Annotated in this window: 15 protein-coding genes; 14 read left to right on the top strand and 1 reads right to left on the bottom strand. The window is 40.1% G+C overall.

The genetic code is table 11. The features are described from left to right. Nucleotides 1-22: 22 nt before the first annotated feature. A complete protein-coding gene (locus A2U94_RS01515) occupies nucleotides 23-1,732 on the bottom strand; it encodes an Rqc2 family fibronectin-binding protein (RefSeq protein WP_025909046.1) in 1,710 nt (569 codons plus the stop codon). A gap of 142 nt (nucleotides 1,733-1,874) precedes the next feature. Between A2U94_RS01515 and A2U94_RS01510 the strand changes: the two genes are divergently transcribed. The 14 genes from A2U94_RS01510 (at nucleotide 1,875) to rsgA (ending at nucleotide 18,057) form a co-directional block, all read left to right on the top strand. Beyond that, nucleotides 1,875-4,553 carry a calcium-translocating P-type ATPase, SERCA-type gene (locus A2U94_RS01510; RefSeq protein WP_062954393.1) on the top strand — a complete coding sequence of 893 codons (2,679 nt, stop codon included), beginning with the start codon at nucleotides 1,875-1,877 and terminating at the stop codon, nucleotides 4,551-4,553. A gap of 151 nt (nucleotides 4,554-4,704) precedes the next feature. Continuing rightward, nucleotides 4,705-5,580, top strand: coding sequence for a YicC/YloC family endoribonuclease (locus tag A2U94_RS01505; protein WP_025909044.1), 876 nt, complete (start codon nucleotides 4,705-4,707; stop codon nucleotides 5,578-5,580). A gap of 56 nt (nucleotides 5,581-5,636) precedes the next feature. Beyond that, complete coding sequence (remA, locus tag A2U94_RS01500; protein WP_025909043.1) at nucleotides 5,637-5,897, top strand: extracellular matrix/biofilm regulator RemA; 261 nt, start codon at nucleotides 5,637-5,639, stop codon at nucleotides 5,895-5,897. Between the two features lie 13 nt (nucleotides 5,898-5,910). Beyond that, nucleotides 5,911-6,525: a guanylate kinase gene (gmk, locus tag A2U94_RS01495; protein ID WP_025909042.1), complete on the top strand. Its 615-nt coding sequence runs from the start codon at nucleotides 5,911-5,913 to the stop codon at nucleotides 6,523-6,525. Further along, complete coding sequence (gene rpoZ, locus A2U94_RS01490; protein ID WP_025909041.1) at nucleotides 6,526-6,747, top strand: DNA-directed RNA polymerase subunit omega; 222 nt, start codon at nucleotides 6,526-6,528, stop codon at nucleotides 6,745-6,747. Between the two features lie 150 nt (nucleotides 6,748-6,897). After that, nucleotides 6,898-8,115, top strand: a complete 1,218-nt coding sequence (coaBC, locus tag A2U94_RS01485) for a bifunctional phosphopantothenoylcysteine decarboxylase/phosphopantothenate--cysteine ligase CoaBC (RefSeq protein ID WP_025909040.1) — start codon at nucleotides 6,898-6,900, stop codon at nucleotides 8,113-8,115. Then, on the top strand, nucleotides 8,112-10,526 hold the full coding sequence (priA, locus tag A2U94_RS01480; protein ID WP_025909039.1) for a primosomal protein N': 2,415 nt from the start codon (nucleotides 8,112-8,114) through the stop codon (nucleotides 10,524-10,526). Before coaBC ends, priA begins: the two co-directional genes overlap by 4 nt. 69 nt (nucleotides 10,527-10,595) lie before the next feature. After that, the gene (def, locus tag A2U94_RS01475) at nucleotides 10,596-11,069 is read left to right on the top strand and encodes a peptide deformylase (RefSeq protein ID WP_025909038.1); all 474 of its coding nucleotides are present in this window, start codon (nucleotides 10,596-10,598) and stop codon (nucleotides 11,067-11,069) included. 9 nt (nucleotides 11,070-11,078) lie between these two features. Further along, nucleotides 11,079-12,017, top strand: coding sequence for a methionyl-tRNA formyltransferase (gene fmt, locus A2U94_RS01470; RefSeq protein WP_025909037.1), 939 nt, complete (start codon nucleotides 11,079-11,081; stop codon nucleotides 12,015-12,017). Next, nucleotides 12,010-13,350, top strand: coding sequence for a 16S rRNA (cytosine(967)-C(5))-methyltransferase RsmB (rsmB, locus tag A2U94_RS01465; RefSeq protein ID WP_025909036.1), 1,341 nt, complete (start codon nucleotides 12,010-12,012; stop codon nucleotides 13,348-13,350). Before fmt ends, rsmB begins: the two co-directional genes overlap by 8 nt. A gap of 2 nt (nucleotides 13,351-13,352) precedes the next feature. Next, nucleotides 13,353-14,447, top strand: a complete 1,095-nt coding sequence (rlmN, locus tag A2U94_RS01460; RefSeq protein ID WP_025909035.1) for a dual-specificity RNA methyltransferase RlmN — start codon at nucleotides 13,353-13,355, stop codon at nucleotides 14,445-14,447. Nucleotides 14,448-14,451: 4 nt separating this feature from the next. Next, on the top strand, nucleotides 14,452-15,195 hold the full coding sequence (locus A2U94_RS01455) for a Stp1/IreP family PP2C-type Ser/Thr phosphatase (protein ID WP_025909034.1): 744 nt from the start codon (nucleotides 14,452-14,454) through the stop codon (nucleotides 15,193-15,195). A 5-nt stretch (nucleotides 15,196-15,200) separates the two neighbouring features. Next, entirely contained in the window at nucleotides 15,201-17,162 is a 1,962-nt protein-coding gene (gene pknB, locus A2U94_RS01450; protein WP_025909033.1) for a Stk1 family PASTA domain-containing Ser/Thr kinase, read from the top strand. A 13-nt stretch (nucleotides 17,163-17,175) separates the two neighbouring features. After that, nucleotides 17,176-18,057: a ribosome small subunit-dependent GTPase A gene (gene rsgA / locus A2U94_RS01445; protein WP_025909032.1), complete on the top strand. Its 882-nt coding sequence runs from the start codon at nucleotides 17,176-17,178 to the stop codon at nucleotides 18,055-18,057. Nucleotides 18,058-18,059: the final 2 nt, after the last annotated feature.

Below are 18,059 nucleotides of genomic sequence, written 5' to 3'. Positions count from 1 at the left end.
GACACGCTTTTTTATGCTGAAATTAATCTCTTAATTTTAATACAAGCTCTTCATTTGGCGTTACGTAAACCGTTTGCTGATTGTCGTAAGTAACAAAACCAGGTTTAGCACCATTCGGTTTCTTTACATGGCGAATCTTTGTAAAGTCAACTGGTACGGAGCTGGAATTTTTCGCCTTGCTGAAGTAAGCTGCAAGGTGAGCAGCTTCAAGAATGGTTTCTTCTGTTGGCTCAGCGTCACGAATAACGACGTGGGACCCAGGTGTATCTTTTGTATGAAACCAAAGATGGTCTCTGGCTGCCAGCTTATTCGTTAAGTATTCGTTTTGTTTGTTGTTTTTGCCGACCAAGATAACGGTACCGTCACTTGCTTTATATTGCTCAAGCGTTGGAGTTGAATTCTTTTGCTTTTTATTTTTCTTTTGCTGGCGATTGCGTAGATAGCCTTCTTCTACAAGCTCCTCGCGAATTTCAGCAATATCTTTGTGAGAAGCTGTCTCCATTTGCTGCAGTAAAGATTCAAAGTAGACAATTTCTTGTTGGGCTTTTTCAATTTGTTCATGAACAATTGCTACTGAATTCTTTGCTTTTTGATATTTAGTAAAGTAGCTCTGCGCATTTTGAGCAGGCGTTTTTTGAGGATCAAGCTCAATTGTTAGCGTCCCACCCTTTTCATCATAGTAGTTTATGACATCAACGGTTGTATCTCCTTTTTTAACGAGATGTAAATGCGACGTTAAAAGCTCTCCTGCAAGTTGGTATTCACCGGCTTTTTCAGCCTGCTGTAGCGTTCTTTGCAACTTATTAATTTTCTTTTCATTTTTCTTTTTTTCAGTTGTCATGAATTGAAGTAAATCATGTGCTTGTTGCTTAACGCGATCGCGCTCTGCTTTTCCATAATAGAAGCGGTCTAAAAGTTCACTAATGGTTGGGAACGTCTTTTCTTCACCTTGTAAGTGGCTAAGAGACAGAAGGTGAAAGTAATCTTTTCCTTGCACCGAAGTGAGGGTTGGCTGCATGTTGCCGTTTTGAATGGCACTCATTGTATTGATAAACGCTTTGGGTAACGTAGTTTGATTGGCCAGACCAGCGCGATAGACAATTTCATTGGCAAGCAACGGTGAGAGCCCAGCGAAAGCTTGAACGAGCTGATTGCCAATCTTTCCACTGTTGAAGTCTAAACTTCTTAAAACCATTTCTTCATCCGCTTCAAAAGGATCTAGCTTTTCTTGATTTGGTGGCAGTACATAAGTTGCACCAGGCAGTAGCGTACGGTGACGATTTAACGCCATTGGAATGTGCTTGATGCTATCGATAATGACATTTGTTTCTTTATCCACAAGCATGATGTTGCTGTGGCGACCCATAATTTCAATAATAAGCTGCTTAGATGTTACATCTCCAATCTCGTTGCGACCTTTTGTTTCAATAACGAGAATACGATCGAGCCCTAGCTGGTAGATTCGTTCAATAATATTTCCTTCTAGATGTTTACGAAGAAGCATGCAAAACATTGGCGGTTCAGCCGGGTTTTCATATGTTTCATTTGTAAAGTGAACGCGTGCGTAATTGGGGTGAGTTGAAATAAATAGCTTCCGATTTTCCCCCTTCGCTCGAACTTGTAAAATTAGTTCATTTGGAAATGGTTGATAGACTTTTGCGATTCGACCGGATGTTAATGCGTTATCTAATTCTTGTAAGATTCCGTATGTAAAGATTCCGTCAAATGACATGTTGTTCACATCCTTTAATGTTTCAAAAATAGTCCTTCGTAAAAGTATAGCATTTTTTAGGACGAGTCTGAATAAGCATACGATATAACATTGTAACAATCTATGTGACTCATTTACAAACAAAAGGGTGTGAAGGAATGCGATGAAATGGTATGAGCTGAGTGAGCGAGCAACATTAGAAGTGACAAAAACAGATAAAGAAAATGGATTAACTGCAAAAGAAGTCGCATTGAGGCAAAAGCAAGAAGGTTTCAATGAGCTTGCTGAAGGTGAAAAGCAGTCTGCGCTGCTCGTATTCTTGGAACAGTTTAAAGATTTTATGGTTTTGGTTTTATTAGCAGCTACGCTAATATCGGGCTTATTAGGAGAGTATATTGATGCTATTGCCATTATTGCGATTGTCGTGATTAATGGGTTTCTTGGGTTCTTTCAAGAACGTCGTGCTGAAAAGTCACTTAATGCACTGAAGGAATTATCGGCGCCGCAGGTACTTGCTTTACGAGACGGTAAGTGGTCAAAGACTTTTTCTAGAGAACTGGTAGTGGGAGACATTGTCAAGTTTGGAAGTGGTGATCGGATTGGTGCTGATATTCGTCTTATTGATGCTAAAAGTTTAGAAATTGAAGAATCAGCGCTGACAGGTGAATCTGTCCCTGTTCCAAAGTATACGCGCGTATTAGAAGGAAATGAAATTCCACTTGGAGATCAAGAGAACATGGCATTTATGGGGACGCTTGTGACGCGTGGAAGCGGTGTTGGAGTTGTAGTAGGGACAGGTATGAAGACTGCCATGGGACAAATCGCCGACTTATTACAAAATGCAGAAGCAGTCATTACCCCACTGCAACGAAAACTTGAGCAGCTTGGGAAAATTCTCATTATTGTTGCGCTTTTATTAACTGTTCTTGTAGTGGGAATTGGTGTCTTGCAAGGGCATGATTTATATACGATGTTCTTAGCCGGCGTATCACTAGCCGTTGCTGCAATTCCAGAAGGATTGCCAGCAATTGTAACCGTTGCTTTATCATTGGGCGTTCAGCGAATGATTAAACAAAAATCCATTGTTCGGAAGCTTCCAGCTGTTGAAACACTGGGCTGTGCATCTGTTATTTGCTCAGATAAAACGGGAACGCTTACTCAAAACAAGATGACCGTTACTCACTTGTGGTCAGGTGGGAAAACGTGGAATTTATCTGGAACAGGCTATGACCCAAGCGGTACGTTTTCTGCTGAGGGGAAAGAAGTTAATGTTAGTCGAGAAAAACCGCTGCAGCAGCTGTTGCTGTTCGGCCTATTATGTAATCAAACAACGGTTACGAAAAAAGACAAAGATTATGTAGTCGATGGTGATCCTACAGAAGCCGCTTTAGTTGTAGCCGCAATGAAAGCGAACTTTACCCGTCAAAATGTAAAAGGAGATTTTAAAGTTATTGAAGAGTTTCCCTTTGATTCTACTAGGAAGATGATGAGTGTGGTGATAGAAGGCAAGGATAACAAGCGCTATGTGGTGACAAAGGGTGCACCAGATGTTCTACTAACAAATAGCAAGTCAATTGTATGGGAAAATCGTCATCAACAGCTGTCTCCTAGCGGTCGTGAAGAAGTGCAAAACGCCATCCATTCTCTAGCGAGCCAGGCACTTCGAACGATTGCGGTTGCTTATCGCCCGCTTGAATCGTACGAAACCATTACTACTGAACAAGCAGCTGAAAAAGAGCTTGTGTTTTTAGGACTTCAAGGGATGATTGACCCTCCACGACCTGAAGTAAAGCAGGCTGTAAAAGAATGCCGAGATGCTGGCATTAAAACGGTTATGATTACAGGAGATCATGTGATAACCGCTGAAGCGATTGCCAAGCAGCTTGGGATTTTACCAAAGGGAGGACGAGTACTAGAAGGCCATACGTTAAATACAATGTCACAGTCGGAGCTTGAAGACGTAGTAAATGATGTATATGTTTATGCACGCGTATCGCCTGAGCATAAATTAAAGATTGTTAAAGCGTTACAAGCAAAAGACCACGTTGTGGCTATGACAGGTGACGGTGTAAACGACGCACCTGCAATTAAAGCAGCCGACATTGGCATAGCAATGGGAATTACAGGAACGGACGTTGCTAAAGAAGCCTCAGCGCTGGTGCTACTAGATGATAACTTTGCAACGATTAAATCAGCGATTAAAGAAGGGCGAAACATTTATGAAAATATTCGAAAATTCATCCGATACCTACTTGCTTCTAACGTAGGAGAAATACTTGTAATGTTGTTTGCCATGATTCTAGCTCTGCCGCTTCCATTAGTACCCATTCAAATATTATGGGTCAACTTAGTGACGGATGGCCTTCCGGCGATGGCATTGGGGTTAGATCAACCTGAAGACGATGTAATGAAGCGTAGACCAAGGCATCCAAAAGAAGGGGTGTTTGCACGCGGACTTGGTTGGAAGGTAGTAAGTAGAGGGTTTTTAATTGGAATAGCGACCCTTGCTGCGTTTATTATTGTCTATGATAACAACCCTGATAACTTACAGTACGCTCAAACGATAGCATTTGCTACGCTTGTCATGGCCCAGCTAATTCATGTGTTTGACTGTCGAAGTGAGAAGTCCATTTTCGACCGGAATCCTTTTGAAAATCTTTACTTAGTTGGTGCGGTTATTTCATCAATTTTGCTAATGCTAGTTGTTATTTATTATCCACCTTTACAACCAATCTTCCATACGATGGCTATTGCGCCAAGGGAATGGTTAATTATTTTAGGTTTAGCAAGTGTTCCAACATTTTTATTAGCGGGATCACTTTTAACAAGAAAAAAATCGTAATTAATGATATAGTAATAAGCACTGGTGGAAGCATACGGTTTGCTTTCACCAGCTTTTAATGAGTGAGGTACATTGCTTTTACTCTTTTTTTGAGTAACACTTTCTTTTATTTCTTTTTTTTTGTAAGATGTACATAGTGGATGTGATGATAATGATAAGAAGTATGACAGGTTTTGGCCGAGGACGAGCAGATAATGAGGTTCAAGCGGTAACGGTAGAAATGAAATCGGTAAATCATCGCTTTTGTGAAATTACTGTGCGAATGCCAAGGCAATTAATGGAAATTGAAGATAAAATAAAAAAAATCATTCAAACATACATAAAACGTGGTAGAGTAGAAGTATTTGTTACGATTTCAGGTGAAGGATTAGCTAAAAAGACGTTACAAACGGATTGGGAGTTGCTAGGTGAGTATATGAAAGCTTTCCAAGAAATTAGCGAGCGTCACCAGCTTTCCAAGTCTGTTGAAATTCAAGATATTCTGCATATGCCTGACGTAATGACGACTTCTGAAGAAGAAGTAGACCAAACATCAATTCACCAGCTGGTTTTTACAGCGGTTGAACAAGCAGTAGGTCAGCTGCTAACGATGCGTGAAAAAGAGGGGCAAGAATTATATCAAGATTTAGTTCAGCACCTCACCAACATCCAGCAGCTTCGCGACGAAGTAGAATCGCTTGCACCGACTGTTAGTGAGCAATATGAGGATCGCTTGAGAAAAAGATTAACCGACTATCTTGAAGGTACAATCGATGAACAGCGAGTGCTAGCAGAAGTGGCTATTTTCGCTGAAAAAGCAGACGTTAATGAAGAATTAACCCGTATTCACAGTCATCTTACTCAGTTCTTTCAAACAATTGATACAACCGATGTTATCGGGAGAAAGCTTGATTTTCTTGTGCAAGAGTTAAATCGAGAAATGAACACAATTGGAGCGAAAGCGAATAATGGTAAGATTGCTCAATGTGTCATCGATATGAAAACGCAGCTAGAGCGTTTGAAAGAACAAGTTCAAAATATTGAATAGTTACTAGTAGCCTTCAGAATAGACGGACACAATATGGATACAGTAGGGGGCTTTGTATGAGCGGTAAATTAATTAATGTTGGATTTGGAAATTTTATTTCTTCTAATCGCATCATTTCTGTCGTTCAGCCGGAATCAGCACCAATTAAAAGAATTGTGCAAGAAGCGAAGGATCGCGGAAGTTTAATTGATGCCACGCAGGGAAGAAAAACCCGAGCTGTGATTGTAATGGACAGTAATCATATTATTTTAGCTCCTGTTCAACCGGAAACTGTAGCACAAAGGCTTGTGAATAAAGAAGAATTAGTAGAAGGGTAGGGCGTATAAACCAATGATTGAAAGAGGTTTATTAATCGTTCTTTCCGGACCGTCAGGTGTTGGAAAAGGAACGGTAAGAAAAGCATTATTTGAACAAGAAGATATTAAACTTCAGTACTCTATTTCAGCAACAACGCGTCGTCCACGTGAAGGCGAAGTTGATGGTGTGGATTATTTCTTTAAAGAGCGCGAAGAATTTGAGCACATGATTGAAAATAAAAAGCTTCTAGAGTGGGCAGAGTACGTAGGGAACTACTACGGTACACCAATTGACTACGTTGAAGAAACGTTAGCTTCAGGGAAAGATGTCTTTTTAGAAATTGAGGTTCAAGGTGCTCTTCAAGTGAAAGAAGCATTTCCAGAAGGATTGTTTATTTTCTTAGCACCACCAAGCTTATCAGAGTTGAAGAGTCGTATTGTAAACCGCGGTACAGAAACAGAAGATTTAATTAACAACCGTATGCGTGTAGCAAAAGAAGAAATTGAGCTTATGGATGCATACGATTATGTAGTAGAAAATGACAAGGTAGAAAATGCATGTGCACGTATTCAAGCAATTGTCACGGCAGAGCATTGCCGCCGCGACCGTGTATCTGCACGCTATAAAAGAATGTTGGAGGTAGAATAAATGCTTTATCCGTCAATTGATTCATTAATGCAACGTTTAGATTCTAAATATACGCTAGTAACAGTAGCTGCAAAGCGCGCACGTCAACTTCAAATGCATAATGATACAACAATCCAAAGACCTGTATCTCATAAATTAGTAGGTTGTGCATTAGAAGAAATCAACTCAGAACAACTTACGTATACGCACGTACCTTCAAAAGATGAGAATGAAGAAAGATAATTGTTAAAATAACAACCTATTCGCAGTAGGTTGTTATTTTTTTCTGTTAGAAAGAGGGTTTGTCAAAATCAACTTCTATTCTTGAACATGTTATAATATGGACATTGTAAAGGTTGTTCAGTAGATAAAAAGATGGGAGTATGGGTAACGATGTTGAAAGGAAAACGAATTTTATTATGTGTTAGTGGTGGAATTGCTGTTTATAAGGCATCGGCTTTAACCAGTAAGTTAGTACAAGCAGGAGCCGAAGTGAAAGTCATTATGACAGATTCTGCTCGTGAGTTTGTTACGCCGTTAACATTTCAAGCACTTTCAAGAAATCCTGTATACACAGATACATTTGATGAAAAAGATCCGGCTGTTATTGCACATATTGACTTAGCAGATTGGCCAGATTTAATTCTTGTCGCACCTGCTACTGCTAATATGATAGGGAAATTAGCAAATGGAATTGCTGATGATATGATTTTAACTACTCTTCTTGCTGCCACAGCTCCAGTTTGGATTGCTCCAGCAATGAATGTTCATATGTACGATCATCCAGCTGTAAAAAAGAACATGCAAACATTAGCTTCATTTGGCTATCAGTTTGTGGAGCCTGGAGAGGGTTATTTAGCATGTGGTTATGTTGGGAAAGGAAGGTTAGAAGAACCTGAAACAATTGTTAGTCTTCTACAGTCTTATTTTTATGACCAAAAGCCACCTCAAGCGCTAAAAGGTACGAATGTTTTAGTTACAGCAGGGCCAACGGTTGAACGAGTGGATCCTGTACGTTTCTTTACTAATCGTTCGACTGGGAAAATGGGCTATGCTATCGCAGAAGAAGCAGCGAAGCAAGGAGCCAACGTAACGCTTATATCTGGGCCAACACAGCTGACGCCACCCGTTAACGTCAAAACAGTTCAAGTCGAGAGTGCACAGCAGATGTTTGAAGCGGTGATGAAGCATTATACGGATATGGATGTTGTCATTAAATCCGCGGCAGTTGCTGACTATCGTCCAAAGCATGTTCATCAGCAAAAGATGAAGAAGCAGCCGGGAGAGGCAGTACTAGAGTTGGAGCGCACTACTGACATTTTAAAAACGCTCGGAGATTATAAAGATTACAACCAGGTGCTCGTTGGATTTGCAGCAGAAACAGAACAGGTAGACTTATATGCTCAAAAGAAGCTCGAAAGCAAAAATCTAGATATGATTGTCGCTAACAACGTAACAAGTGAAGGTGCAGGTTTTGGAACAGATACGAATATCGTAAAATTTTATAAGCGAAACGGTGAGCAAAGGCAGCTTCCTCTTATGTCTAAATCATCTGTCGCTAAAGTTTTATTAGAAGAAGTGAAGCAGCTGCTAGAGAGTGTTCGACAATGAATTTTGCTAGCGTAATTGTTGACGTAGCAGCGAAGCAGACAGACCGAGCATTCGATTACTCGATTCCTCAACAGTGGAGAGAGATTCTTGTCCCAGGAATGCGGGTAATCGTTCCGTTTGGCCCGCGCAAGGTGCAGGGGTTTGTTGTAGACGTTAAATTAGAAACAGATGTAAAGCGAACGAAGCCAATCGCTGAGCTGCTTGATTTAACACCAGTGTTAACGCCTGAATTATTAGAGCTAGGTCATTGGCTCACTGAAAAAACGCTTTGCTTTAAAATATCTGCTTTTCAAGTAATGCTCCCTGCTGCGATGAAAGCAAAATATGACAAAAAGATATTGCTTCAACCAGGAGTAGAAAGTTCACAGCTTCACTCAAAGGTTCAGCCGTACTTTCAACATACTTCCGAAGTGATGTGGAGCGACATTGAGAAATCAGAGTCTGTAAATAGCTTTTATCGCGATATTCAAAAAGGACTCTTAGAAGTTGTATATTTAGTCAAAAGTAAAGGGAATAAAAAGACCGTGAAAGCTCTTCGTTTAGCTCAGCCGCCTGAACATGTCAAACAGCTGCTCCAAGAGTTGCCTAAACAAGCTGAAAAGCAAAAGCAAGTGCTTGAATTTATGCTTGTGCAAGAAGAAGTAGTAGCACAAAGAGACATTATGACTGTGCTTAACGTAACGAGTGCACCTATTAAAGGATTAGTTTCAAAAGGATTGCTTCACGAGGTTGATATGGAGATTTATCGAGACCCGTATGCCAATCGTGATTTTATTCCTTCAAAACCTTTTCCGTTAACAGATGAGCAATCGGCTGCTATCAAGCCAATCCTGTGCGATATTGAGAACCATGAACACGATGTTTTTCTCATGTATGGTGTAACTGGAAGCGGTAAAACGGAAGTGTATTTACAGTCAATTGATCAAGTGTTGAAACAGGGGAAAGAAGCAATTATGCTTGTTCCAGAAATATCACTAACGCCTCAAATGGTCAAAAGATTTAAAGAGCGATTCGGTTCGAAGGTAGCCGTGATGCATAGCGGTTTGTCGGCCGGTGAGAAATACGATGAGTGGCGTAAAATTCAGCGCAAAGAGGTATCCGTAGTCGTAGGGGCAAGGTCGGCTATTTTTGCTCCGTTTCAACATGTGGGCATCATCATCATTGATGAAGAGCATGAAACGAGCTATAAGCAAGAGGAGAATCCCAGGTATCACGCGCGCGATGTGGCAATTAAACGCGCAGAATTTCACAACTGTCCAGTAATTTTAGGAAGTGCAACCCCGACACTAGAGTCATTTGCACGTGCTCAAAAAGGGGTTTATAAACTTCTGCCACTACGCGAACGAATGAATAAATCAGCTCTTCCAAAAGTAGATATTGTAGATATGCGTGAAGAGCTCCGCGATGGAAACCGGTCAATGTTCTCTACGCTTCTTCTTGAAAAAATACGTGAGCGCCTTGAAAGACGAGAACAAATTGTATTGTTCTTAAATAAGAGAGGGCACTCATCTTTTGTTATGTGCCGTGACTGTGGATATGTTCCTTCGTGTCCGCACTGTGAAATTTCATTGACATATCACCGCTACCAAAACCGAATGAAATGTCATTACTGTGGCTATGAAGAGCCAACTCAAACGGCTTGTCCAGAGTGCGAAAGCGACCATATTCGCTTTTTTGGATCAGGGACGCAAAAGGTGGAAGAAGAGCTTGGAAAGGTGTTGCCTGAAGCGGCTGTCATTCGAATGGATGTTGACACAACAAGCCGAAAAGGGGCGCATGAAAAGCTCCTAACAAAGTTTGGAAATGGAGAAGCGCAGATTTTATTAGGTACGCAAATGATTGCTAAAGGTTTAGACTTTCCAAACGTAACGCTTGTTGGGGTGTTATCAGCAGATACGATGTTGAACCTTCCTGACTTTCGAGCTGCTGAAAAAACGTTTCAGCTCCTTACACAAGTAAGCGGAAGAGCGGGACGTCACCACTTGCCTGGTGAAGTCGTTATTCAAACCTATGCTCCTGAGCATTACAGCATTCAGTTAGCAAGTCAGCACGACTATGATACTTTTTATCTTGAGGAAATGAAGCTTAGACAAGCTCATCGTTATCCACCGTTCTTTTATTTGGCGTTGGTAACTGTCTCACATGAAAACGTGGCAAAAGTGGTGTCTGTGACTGGGAAAATATCGCAGTATTTAAGACAAAAGCTCTCTCCGCAAGCCGTTATTTTAGGACCTGTTGCCTCTCCAATTGCTAAGATAAAAGATAGATATCGATATCAATGCATGATAAAATACAAGCTGGAACCGAATATGATACCAGCTTTAAAATATGTAGTGAACCAGTACCAAGATCAAATGCAGCAGGAACAATTAACGATTACGATTGATTTACACCCTTATTCAATGATGTAAATCGACAACTAAAACGTTAAATGACTGCAGTTTTGGATATAAATAGAAAGAGTTGAAGGAGGGAGTAATTTGGCTAAATTAAAGCTAGTTTACCATCCCGATGAAGTATTAGAGACAAAATGTGAACCTGTCACAGTGTTTGATAATAAATTAGCTAAGTTAATCAATGGCATGTATGATTTAATGCTTGAAGCAGATGGAGTAGGACTTGCTGCTCCACAGGTTGGTGTATTACAGCAAGTAGCAGTGGTTGATATAGGAGATCGACACGGAAAAATTGAATTGATTAACCCAGTCATTCTTGAAAAGCATGGTCAACAAACTGGCCCTGAAGGCTGCTTAAGTTTTCCGGGCCTTTTTGGTGACGTAACTCGCGCTGATTATGTGAAAGTACGAGCACATAATCGTCGTGGAAAAGTATTTGTAATGGAAGCAAAGGGTTTTTTAGCTCGTGCCATTCAGCATGAAATTGACCATTTACACGGGGTACTTTTTACTGAGAAAGTATCGCGTTATTATGAAGATGGAGAACTAGAAGGGTAGGAATTTAAAATGAAAGTTGTGTTTATGGGAACACCGGATTTTTCCGTACCGGTATTGCAGACTTTAATTAAAGATGGATATGAAGTAGTGGCCGTTGTAACACAGCCTGATCGTCCAAAAGGAAGAAAAAGAGTTATGACTCCACCACCAGTGAAAGTAGAGGCACAAAAGCATGGCATTCCAGTGCTGCAACCAGAAAAAATTCGTTTAGAAGAAGCGTACAGTGAAGTATTGGCATATAACCCTGACTTAATTGTAACGGCAGCGTTTGGACAAATTTTACCAACACCAATTTTAGAAGCGCCGAAATATGGCTGTATTAATGTCCATGCATCGTTGCTGCCTGAGCTTAGAGGAGGAGCACCGATTCATTATTCTATTTTACAAGGGAAGCCCAAAACTGGCGTAACGATTATGTATATGGTCGAAAAGCTAGATGCCGGTGATATTTTGACGAAAGTCGAAGTGCCTATTGAAGAAAAAGACCATGTTGGAACACTGCACGATAAACTAAGCGAAGCGGGAGCTAAATTATTATCTGAAACTATTCCAGCCCTCGTATCAGGTAATCTAACGCCAATAAAGCAGAACGAAGATGAAGCCACATTTGCGTTTAACATAAAGCGCGAACAAGAAAAAATTGATTGGACGCGAAGCGGTGAGGAAATTTATAACCACATCCGCGGTCTTCACCCTTGGCCAGTGGCGTATACGACGCTAGATGGTCAAGTGATGAAAGTTTGGTGGGGAGAAAAAGTTGCTGCAGAAGGAGATCCGGGGAAGGTAGTATCCCTTGAAAAAGATGGATTTATCGTGGCGACAGGAAACCGTACAGGAATTAAAATTACAGAGCTTCAACCATCTGGGAAAAAGAGAATGGAAGCCGCGCAGTTCTTACGCGGGAATGGCATTGAAGTAGGAGCTGTGTTAGGAGCTCATAATGAGTAAATATAACGTTCGTGATATCGCGCTTGATATTTTACTTTCGATTGAAAAAAATCAGGCTTTCAGTAACTTGTTGTTAAATAAAAGTATTCAAAAGTACGGTGTTCAAGGGAAAGATGCCGGTCTCTTAACAGAGATTGTATATGGTACAATTCAAAGAAGAGATACGCTAGACTATAGTTTGGCTCCATTTTTAGCGAAAGCCAAAAAGCTTCAGCCGTGGGTCAAAGTATTGCTTCGTTTGTCTCTTTATCAGATGCTGCACTTAGATCGTGTACCTGATCGCGCAGTTATTCATGAAGCAGTAGAAATTGCTAAGAAGCGCGGCCATAAAGGAATTGCTTCGATGGTGAATGGTGTTTTACGTAATGTGCAACGAAACGGAGTTCCAAGCGTAGAAGAGATTAAAGATCCTATTGAGCGCTTATCGGTAGAAACGAGTCATCCTTTATGGTTGGTAAAACGATGGGTGGAACAATATGGATTGGACAAAACGCGTGAAATTTGTTTAGCTAATCTAATGTCCCCTAAGCAAACGCTTCGCGTAAACACAGCGAGGTTCACTGTTTCTGAAGTAGTTGCTCAGCTTAAAGAAGAAGGTATTTCTGTAGAAAGCGGTGAGCTTGTTGAGGAAGCTTTAGAAGTTCAAAAAGGAAATGCTGCATATACAGATGCATTTAGAAAAGGGATGTTTACTGTACAGGACGAAAGTTCAATGCTTGTCGCTCATGCTCTTGGTGTCGAACAAGGAGAAATGATATTAGATAGCTGTGCAGCACCAGGTGGGAAATCAACTCATATCGGTGAAAAGCTTAACAATACGGGACAAGTCATTTCTTTAGATATTCATGATCATAAAGTCAAGTTAATTTCTGAGCAAGCAGAGCGCTTGCAGCTTACGAATGTTTCACCAACGGTGCAAGATAGTCGTAAGGTGGCAGAGCGCTTTGAAGCGGAAACGTTTGATCGCATTTTAGTCGATGCTCCGTGCTCAGGATTCGGGGTTATGCGAAGAAAGCCGGATTTAAAGTATGTTAAGACCGAGCGTGACGTTCAGCAATTGGCAAAAATCCAGCTTGATATTTTATCAGCTGTTGCGCCACTTTTAAAAAAGGGTGGGACGCTTGTATACAGTACATGTACGATTGATCGTGATGAAAATGGAGATGTAGTGGATGCATTTCTCGATAATCATGCAGAATTTATGGTAGACTCTACCTTGGCAGAACGCATGCCAGAAAAGCTTAAACAAAACGTTAAACATGGACAAATTCAACTGCTTCCAAGCGAGGAAAGCGATGGTTTTTATATTGCGTGTTTACAAAAGAAGGTGTAAAAATGGAAGGAACTGTTAGTAAAAGAACGAAAGATACAAAAGTGGAAAATAAAAAACCGTCAATTTACTCATTACAACTACATGAGTTAGAAGCATGGTTAGTATCTCAGGGAGAGAAAAAATTCCGTGGGAAACAGATTTTTGACTGGCTATATGTAAAGCGTGTAACTGAATTTGACGATATGTCAAATTTGTCAAAAGGACTGCGTGATAAGTTAAATGAAGCGTTTGTTTTAACTACGTTAAAAACAGCTGTTCAACAAACTTCTGCAGATGGAACAATGAAATTTTTATTTGAGCTTCACGATGGTTATACAATTGAAACAGTGCTTATGCGCCACGAGTACGGAAACTCAATCTGTGTAACAACACAAGTTGGCTGTCGCATTGGCTGTACGTTCTGTGCATCTACGCTTGGTGGATTAAAGCGTAACTTAGAAGCTGGTGAAATTGTTGCTCAAGTAGTGAAAGTACAAAAAGCGCTTGATGAACAAGGAGAACGCGTAAGTCATGTCGTAATTATGGGTATTGGTGAACCGTTTGATAACTACGATCAAATGATGGGCTTCTTAAAAATTATTAATCACGATAACGGTCTTAATATTGGTGCGCGTCATATTACGGTATCAACAAGTGGAATCATCCCTAAAATCTATAAATTTGCTGATGAGCAAATGCAAATTAATTTTGCCATTTCACTACACGCACCAAACAACGATATTCGTTCGAAATTGATGCCTATTAACCGTGCGTACAAGCTACCTGATTTAATGGAAGCAATTAAATACTATACGGACAAAACAGGTCGTCGTATCAGTTTTGAATATGGTTTGTTTGGTGGAGTAAATGACCAGGTAGAACATGCTGAAGAGTTAGCAGCGCTTATTAAAAACATTAAATGTCACGTGAATTTAATTCCTGTGAACTATGTTCCAGAGCGTGATTACGTTCGTACACCGCGTGAACAAATTTTTGAATTTGAAAGTACGTTGAAAAAACATGGTGTTAACGTAACAATTCGCCGTGAGCAAGGTCATGATATTGATGCAGCTTGTGGTCAATTGCGTGCGAAGGAGCGTAAAGAAGAGACGAGGTGATTGTATGGAAACTGTCTTTATGACAGACCGAGGGAGAATACGTCAACACAATGAAGATAACGGAGGGGTATTTTTGAATGCTCATGGCCAGGTGCTTGCAATTGTAGCAGATGGTATGGGAGGTCATCGCGCTGGAGATGTAGCCAGCGCGATGGCAGTTCAAAAATTGCAAGACGTCTGGACGAGTAGCCCAGTTATAAATGAACCGAATGATGCTACTATTTGGATACGTGAACAAGTGATGAATGTAAATGAAGCTATTCATCAACATGCAAGTGAACATGAAGAATGTAAAGGAATGGGCACAACCATCGTATTAGCTATTTGCACATCCGAATTTTGTACAATTGGTAATATTGGAGATAGCCGGGGCTACTTATTCAGTGAAGATGGTTTTAGGCAAATTACAGAAGACCATTCCCTTGTCAATGAGCTGGTGAAAAACGGTCAAATTTCACGAGAAGATGCGGAACATCATCCTCGCAAAAATATTTTATTACGTGCATTAGGTACTGAAGAAAAAGTAGATCTTGATGTAAAAACAGTTGAAGTTGAATCAACAGATTTATTATTATTGTGTTCAGATGGACTTTCCAATAAAATAAGCGAAGAGAAGCTCCAAGACATTTTACAACCTGGAACGTCCCTAAACGAAACAGGTACACACTTAATTACATTAGCTAATGAATTAGGTGGAGAAGATAATATTACACTAGCAATTGTGGACTTTACATCTGAAAGTGGGTGAGAACGTTGCTAATCGGGAGACGGCTAAACGACCGTTATAAAATTCTACATGTCATTGGTGGAGGTGGCATGGCCAACGTTTATTTAGCACGTGATATGATTTTAGATCGCGACGTGGCAATTAAAGTTCTGCGGCTAGATTTTGCTAATGACGATGCTTTTATTAAGCGTTTCCACCGTGAGGCACAATCTGCAACAAGCATTGCTCATCCAAATATTGTGAGTATTTATGATGTTGGAGAAGAAGAGGACATCTACTATATTGTAATGGAATATGTCCCTGGAATGACCTTAAAGCAATATATTTTACAAGAGTCACCGTTATCTTTAGAGAAAGCGATACATATTATGACTCAAATTACATCCGCAATTGCTCATGCTCATCAATATGGAATTATTCACCGAGATATTAAACCACAAAATATTCTAATTGACCATGATGATACGGCAAAAGTAACGGACTTTGGAATTGCCGTGGCTTTAAGCTCAACAACTATTACACATACAAACTCTGTATTAGGGTCTGTTCATTATCTATCTCCAGAACAAGCAAGAGGAGGTCTAGCGAATAAAAAGTCCGATATTTATTCATTAGGCGTTGTTTTATTTGAATTGTTAACTGGGCGAGTACCATTCTCGGGAGAGTCTGCTGTTTCCATTGCACTAAAGCACTTACAAACGGAAACACCCTCACCAAGGAAATGGAATCCTTCTATCCCACAAAGCGTAGAAAACGTTGTATTGAAAGCAACAACAAAAGACCCTTTTTATCGCTATAATACGGTAGAAGAATTTGAAGAAGATTTACGCTCTGCTATTCATCCCACTCGACACAATGAACAAAAGTTTATTGTACCAGATGATGATGAAGTAACAAAAGCAATTCCAATTATAAAAGATGAACCGTATGGTCATGAATTGGAAAAGACGGCTGTTCGTAAACCTTCTAATACACATCAAAATGAAGTAGAATCTAAGAAAAAGCCTAGAAAGAAAAGTAAAGTTATTTTAACGCTTGCGCTCATTTTTTTATTGTTAGCGGCAGCGAGCGTCGCTGCTGTGACTTTTATTCCTTCTTTACTATTGCCTAAGGATATTACGGTGCCTGATTTACATAATGAAGACTATGAGTCAGCCGTGACTGAGCTTGTATCATTAGGGTTTAATGTGAAAGATCCAAAGGATATAGCTGATGACGAAGTACAAGAAGGAGATGTGGTTAAAACATCACCTAAAGCGGGAAATGTGGTAAAAGAAGGTACAGCTGTTATTATCTATCGAAGTACTGGGAAAGCAAAAGTAGCGTTTGATCGCTTTAATGGCCGAGATGTAAGTGAAGTTCAAAAGCTGCTTGAAAGTCAGAATTATCGTGAAGTGCGAACAATTGAAATCGACAGTGAGGAGCCCAAAGGAACAATATTAGATCAAAGTCCAAAAGAAGGTGAAGAGGTTGTTCCAGAAAGCACGGCCGTTACGTTATGGATAAGCAAAGGACCTCCGGAAATTAAAGTGAAGGATTTCTCAGGATGGACGGAAAAAAGCGTTCGAGATTATGTAGCAGAAGAAGAATTTGAAATTGCAGTAGAAAACGAATATTCTGATACTGTTGAAAAAGGTTTGGTTATTTCTCAAACCCCGAAAGCTGGTTCGGTTATTAAAAAAGGTGATAAGCTAACGTTTAAAGTTTCCTTAGGGAAGAAAGAAGTACCTCCTCAAACTGTCAATGTACAAGTAACAATTCCCTATGAGGAAAAGAATAGTGAAGGAGAAAATCCTGAGCAAAAAGTAGAGATTTACGTAGAAGATGCAGATAATACAATGTCTGTGCCTATTAAAGAACTAACAATTACAGAAACGGTTACTGAATCATTCGATGTGTTAGTGAAAGAAGGCGAGCCAGCCAAGTACAAAGTAGTTCGAGATGGTCAAGTAATTGAAGAAAAAGCTGTAGAATATCCAGAAGAATGATAGGAGTGAGGTTATGCCAGAAGGAAGAATTATTAAATCCTTAAGTGGATTTTATTATGTTCTTCATGATGGACAAGTAACCCAGTGTCGCGGAAGAGGAGTGTTTCGAAAGAAGAAAGTCACTCCATTAGTAGGCGATGAAGTAGTATTTCAAGCTGATAATGAGCTTGAAGGGTATATACTTGAAATTAAAGAACGTAAAAATGAGTTAGTTCGACCGCCAATCTCAAACGTTGATCAAGCGTTGTTAGTATTTTCAGCTATCGAGCCTGATTTTAGTACGGTGCTTTTGGATCGCTTTTTAGCTTTGGTAGAGTCAAATGATATTCAGCCGGTTATTTGTATTTCAAAAGTTGATTTGTTGTCAGAGAAACAAAAACAATTAATTGAGCAATATGCCGAAGATTATCGTAAAATAGGATATGAGGTAATTTTAACATCAACCGTAATGGAAAGTGGTATTGCAGAAATTAAGCCGCTGTTTGAAAATCAAATAACGGTCATTGCAGGACAATCAGGAGTTGGTAAATCTTCGTTACTAAACGTTTTGAAGCCTGAGTTAGAGCTGAAGACAAATGATATTTCAACATCTCTAGGGCGAGGAAAGCATACAACCAGACATGTAGAGCTTATTTCATTTGGTGAAGGACTCGTAGCAGATACACCGGGCTTTAGCTCCTTGGAGTTTCTAACTCTAGAGGTAGAAGAACTTTCTCACTGCTTTCCAGAAATGTCTCGCTTAAGTGAAGACTGTAAGTTCAGAGGATGTCTGCATGTGAAAGAACCAAAATGTGCAGTTAAGCAGGCAGTGGAGAACCAAGCAATTCCTGCTTACCGTTATGAGCATTATTTGCAGTTTGTTGAAGAAATCAAGCAAAGAAAGCCGAGGTATTAAAC

Origin of the sequence: Bacillus sp. VT 712 (genome assembly GCF_001614195.1) — a bacterium.
In the GTDB taxonomy this organism is placed as follows: domain Bacteria; phylum Bacillota; class Bacilli; order Bacillales; family Bacillaceae_H; genus Priestia; species Priestia flexa.
This window is presented reverse-complemented; position numbering and strand designations above follow the sequence as displayed.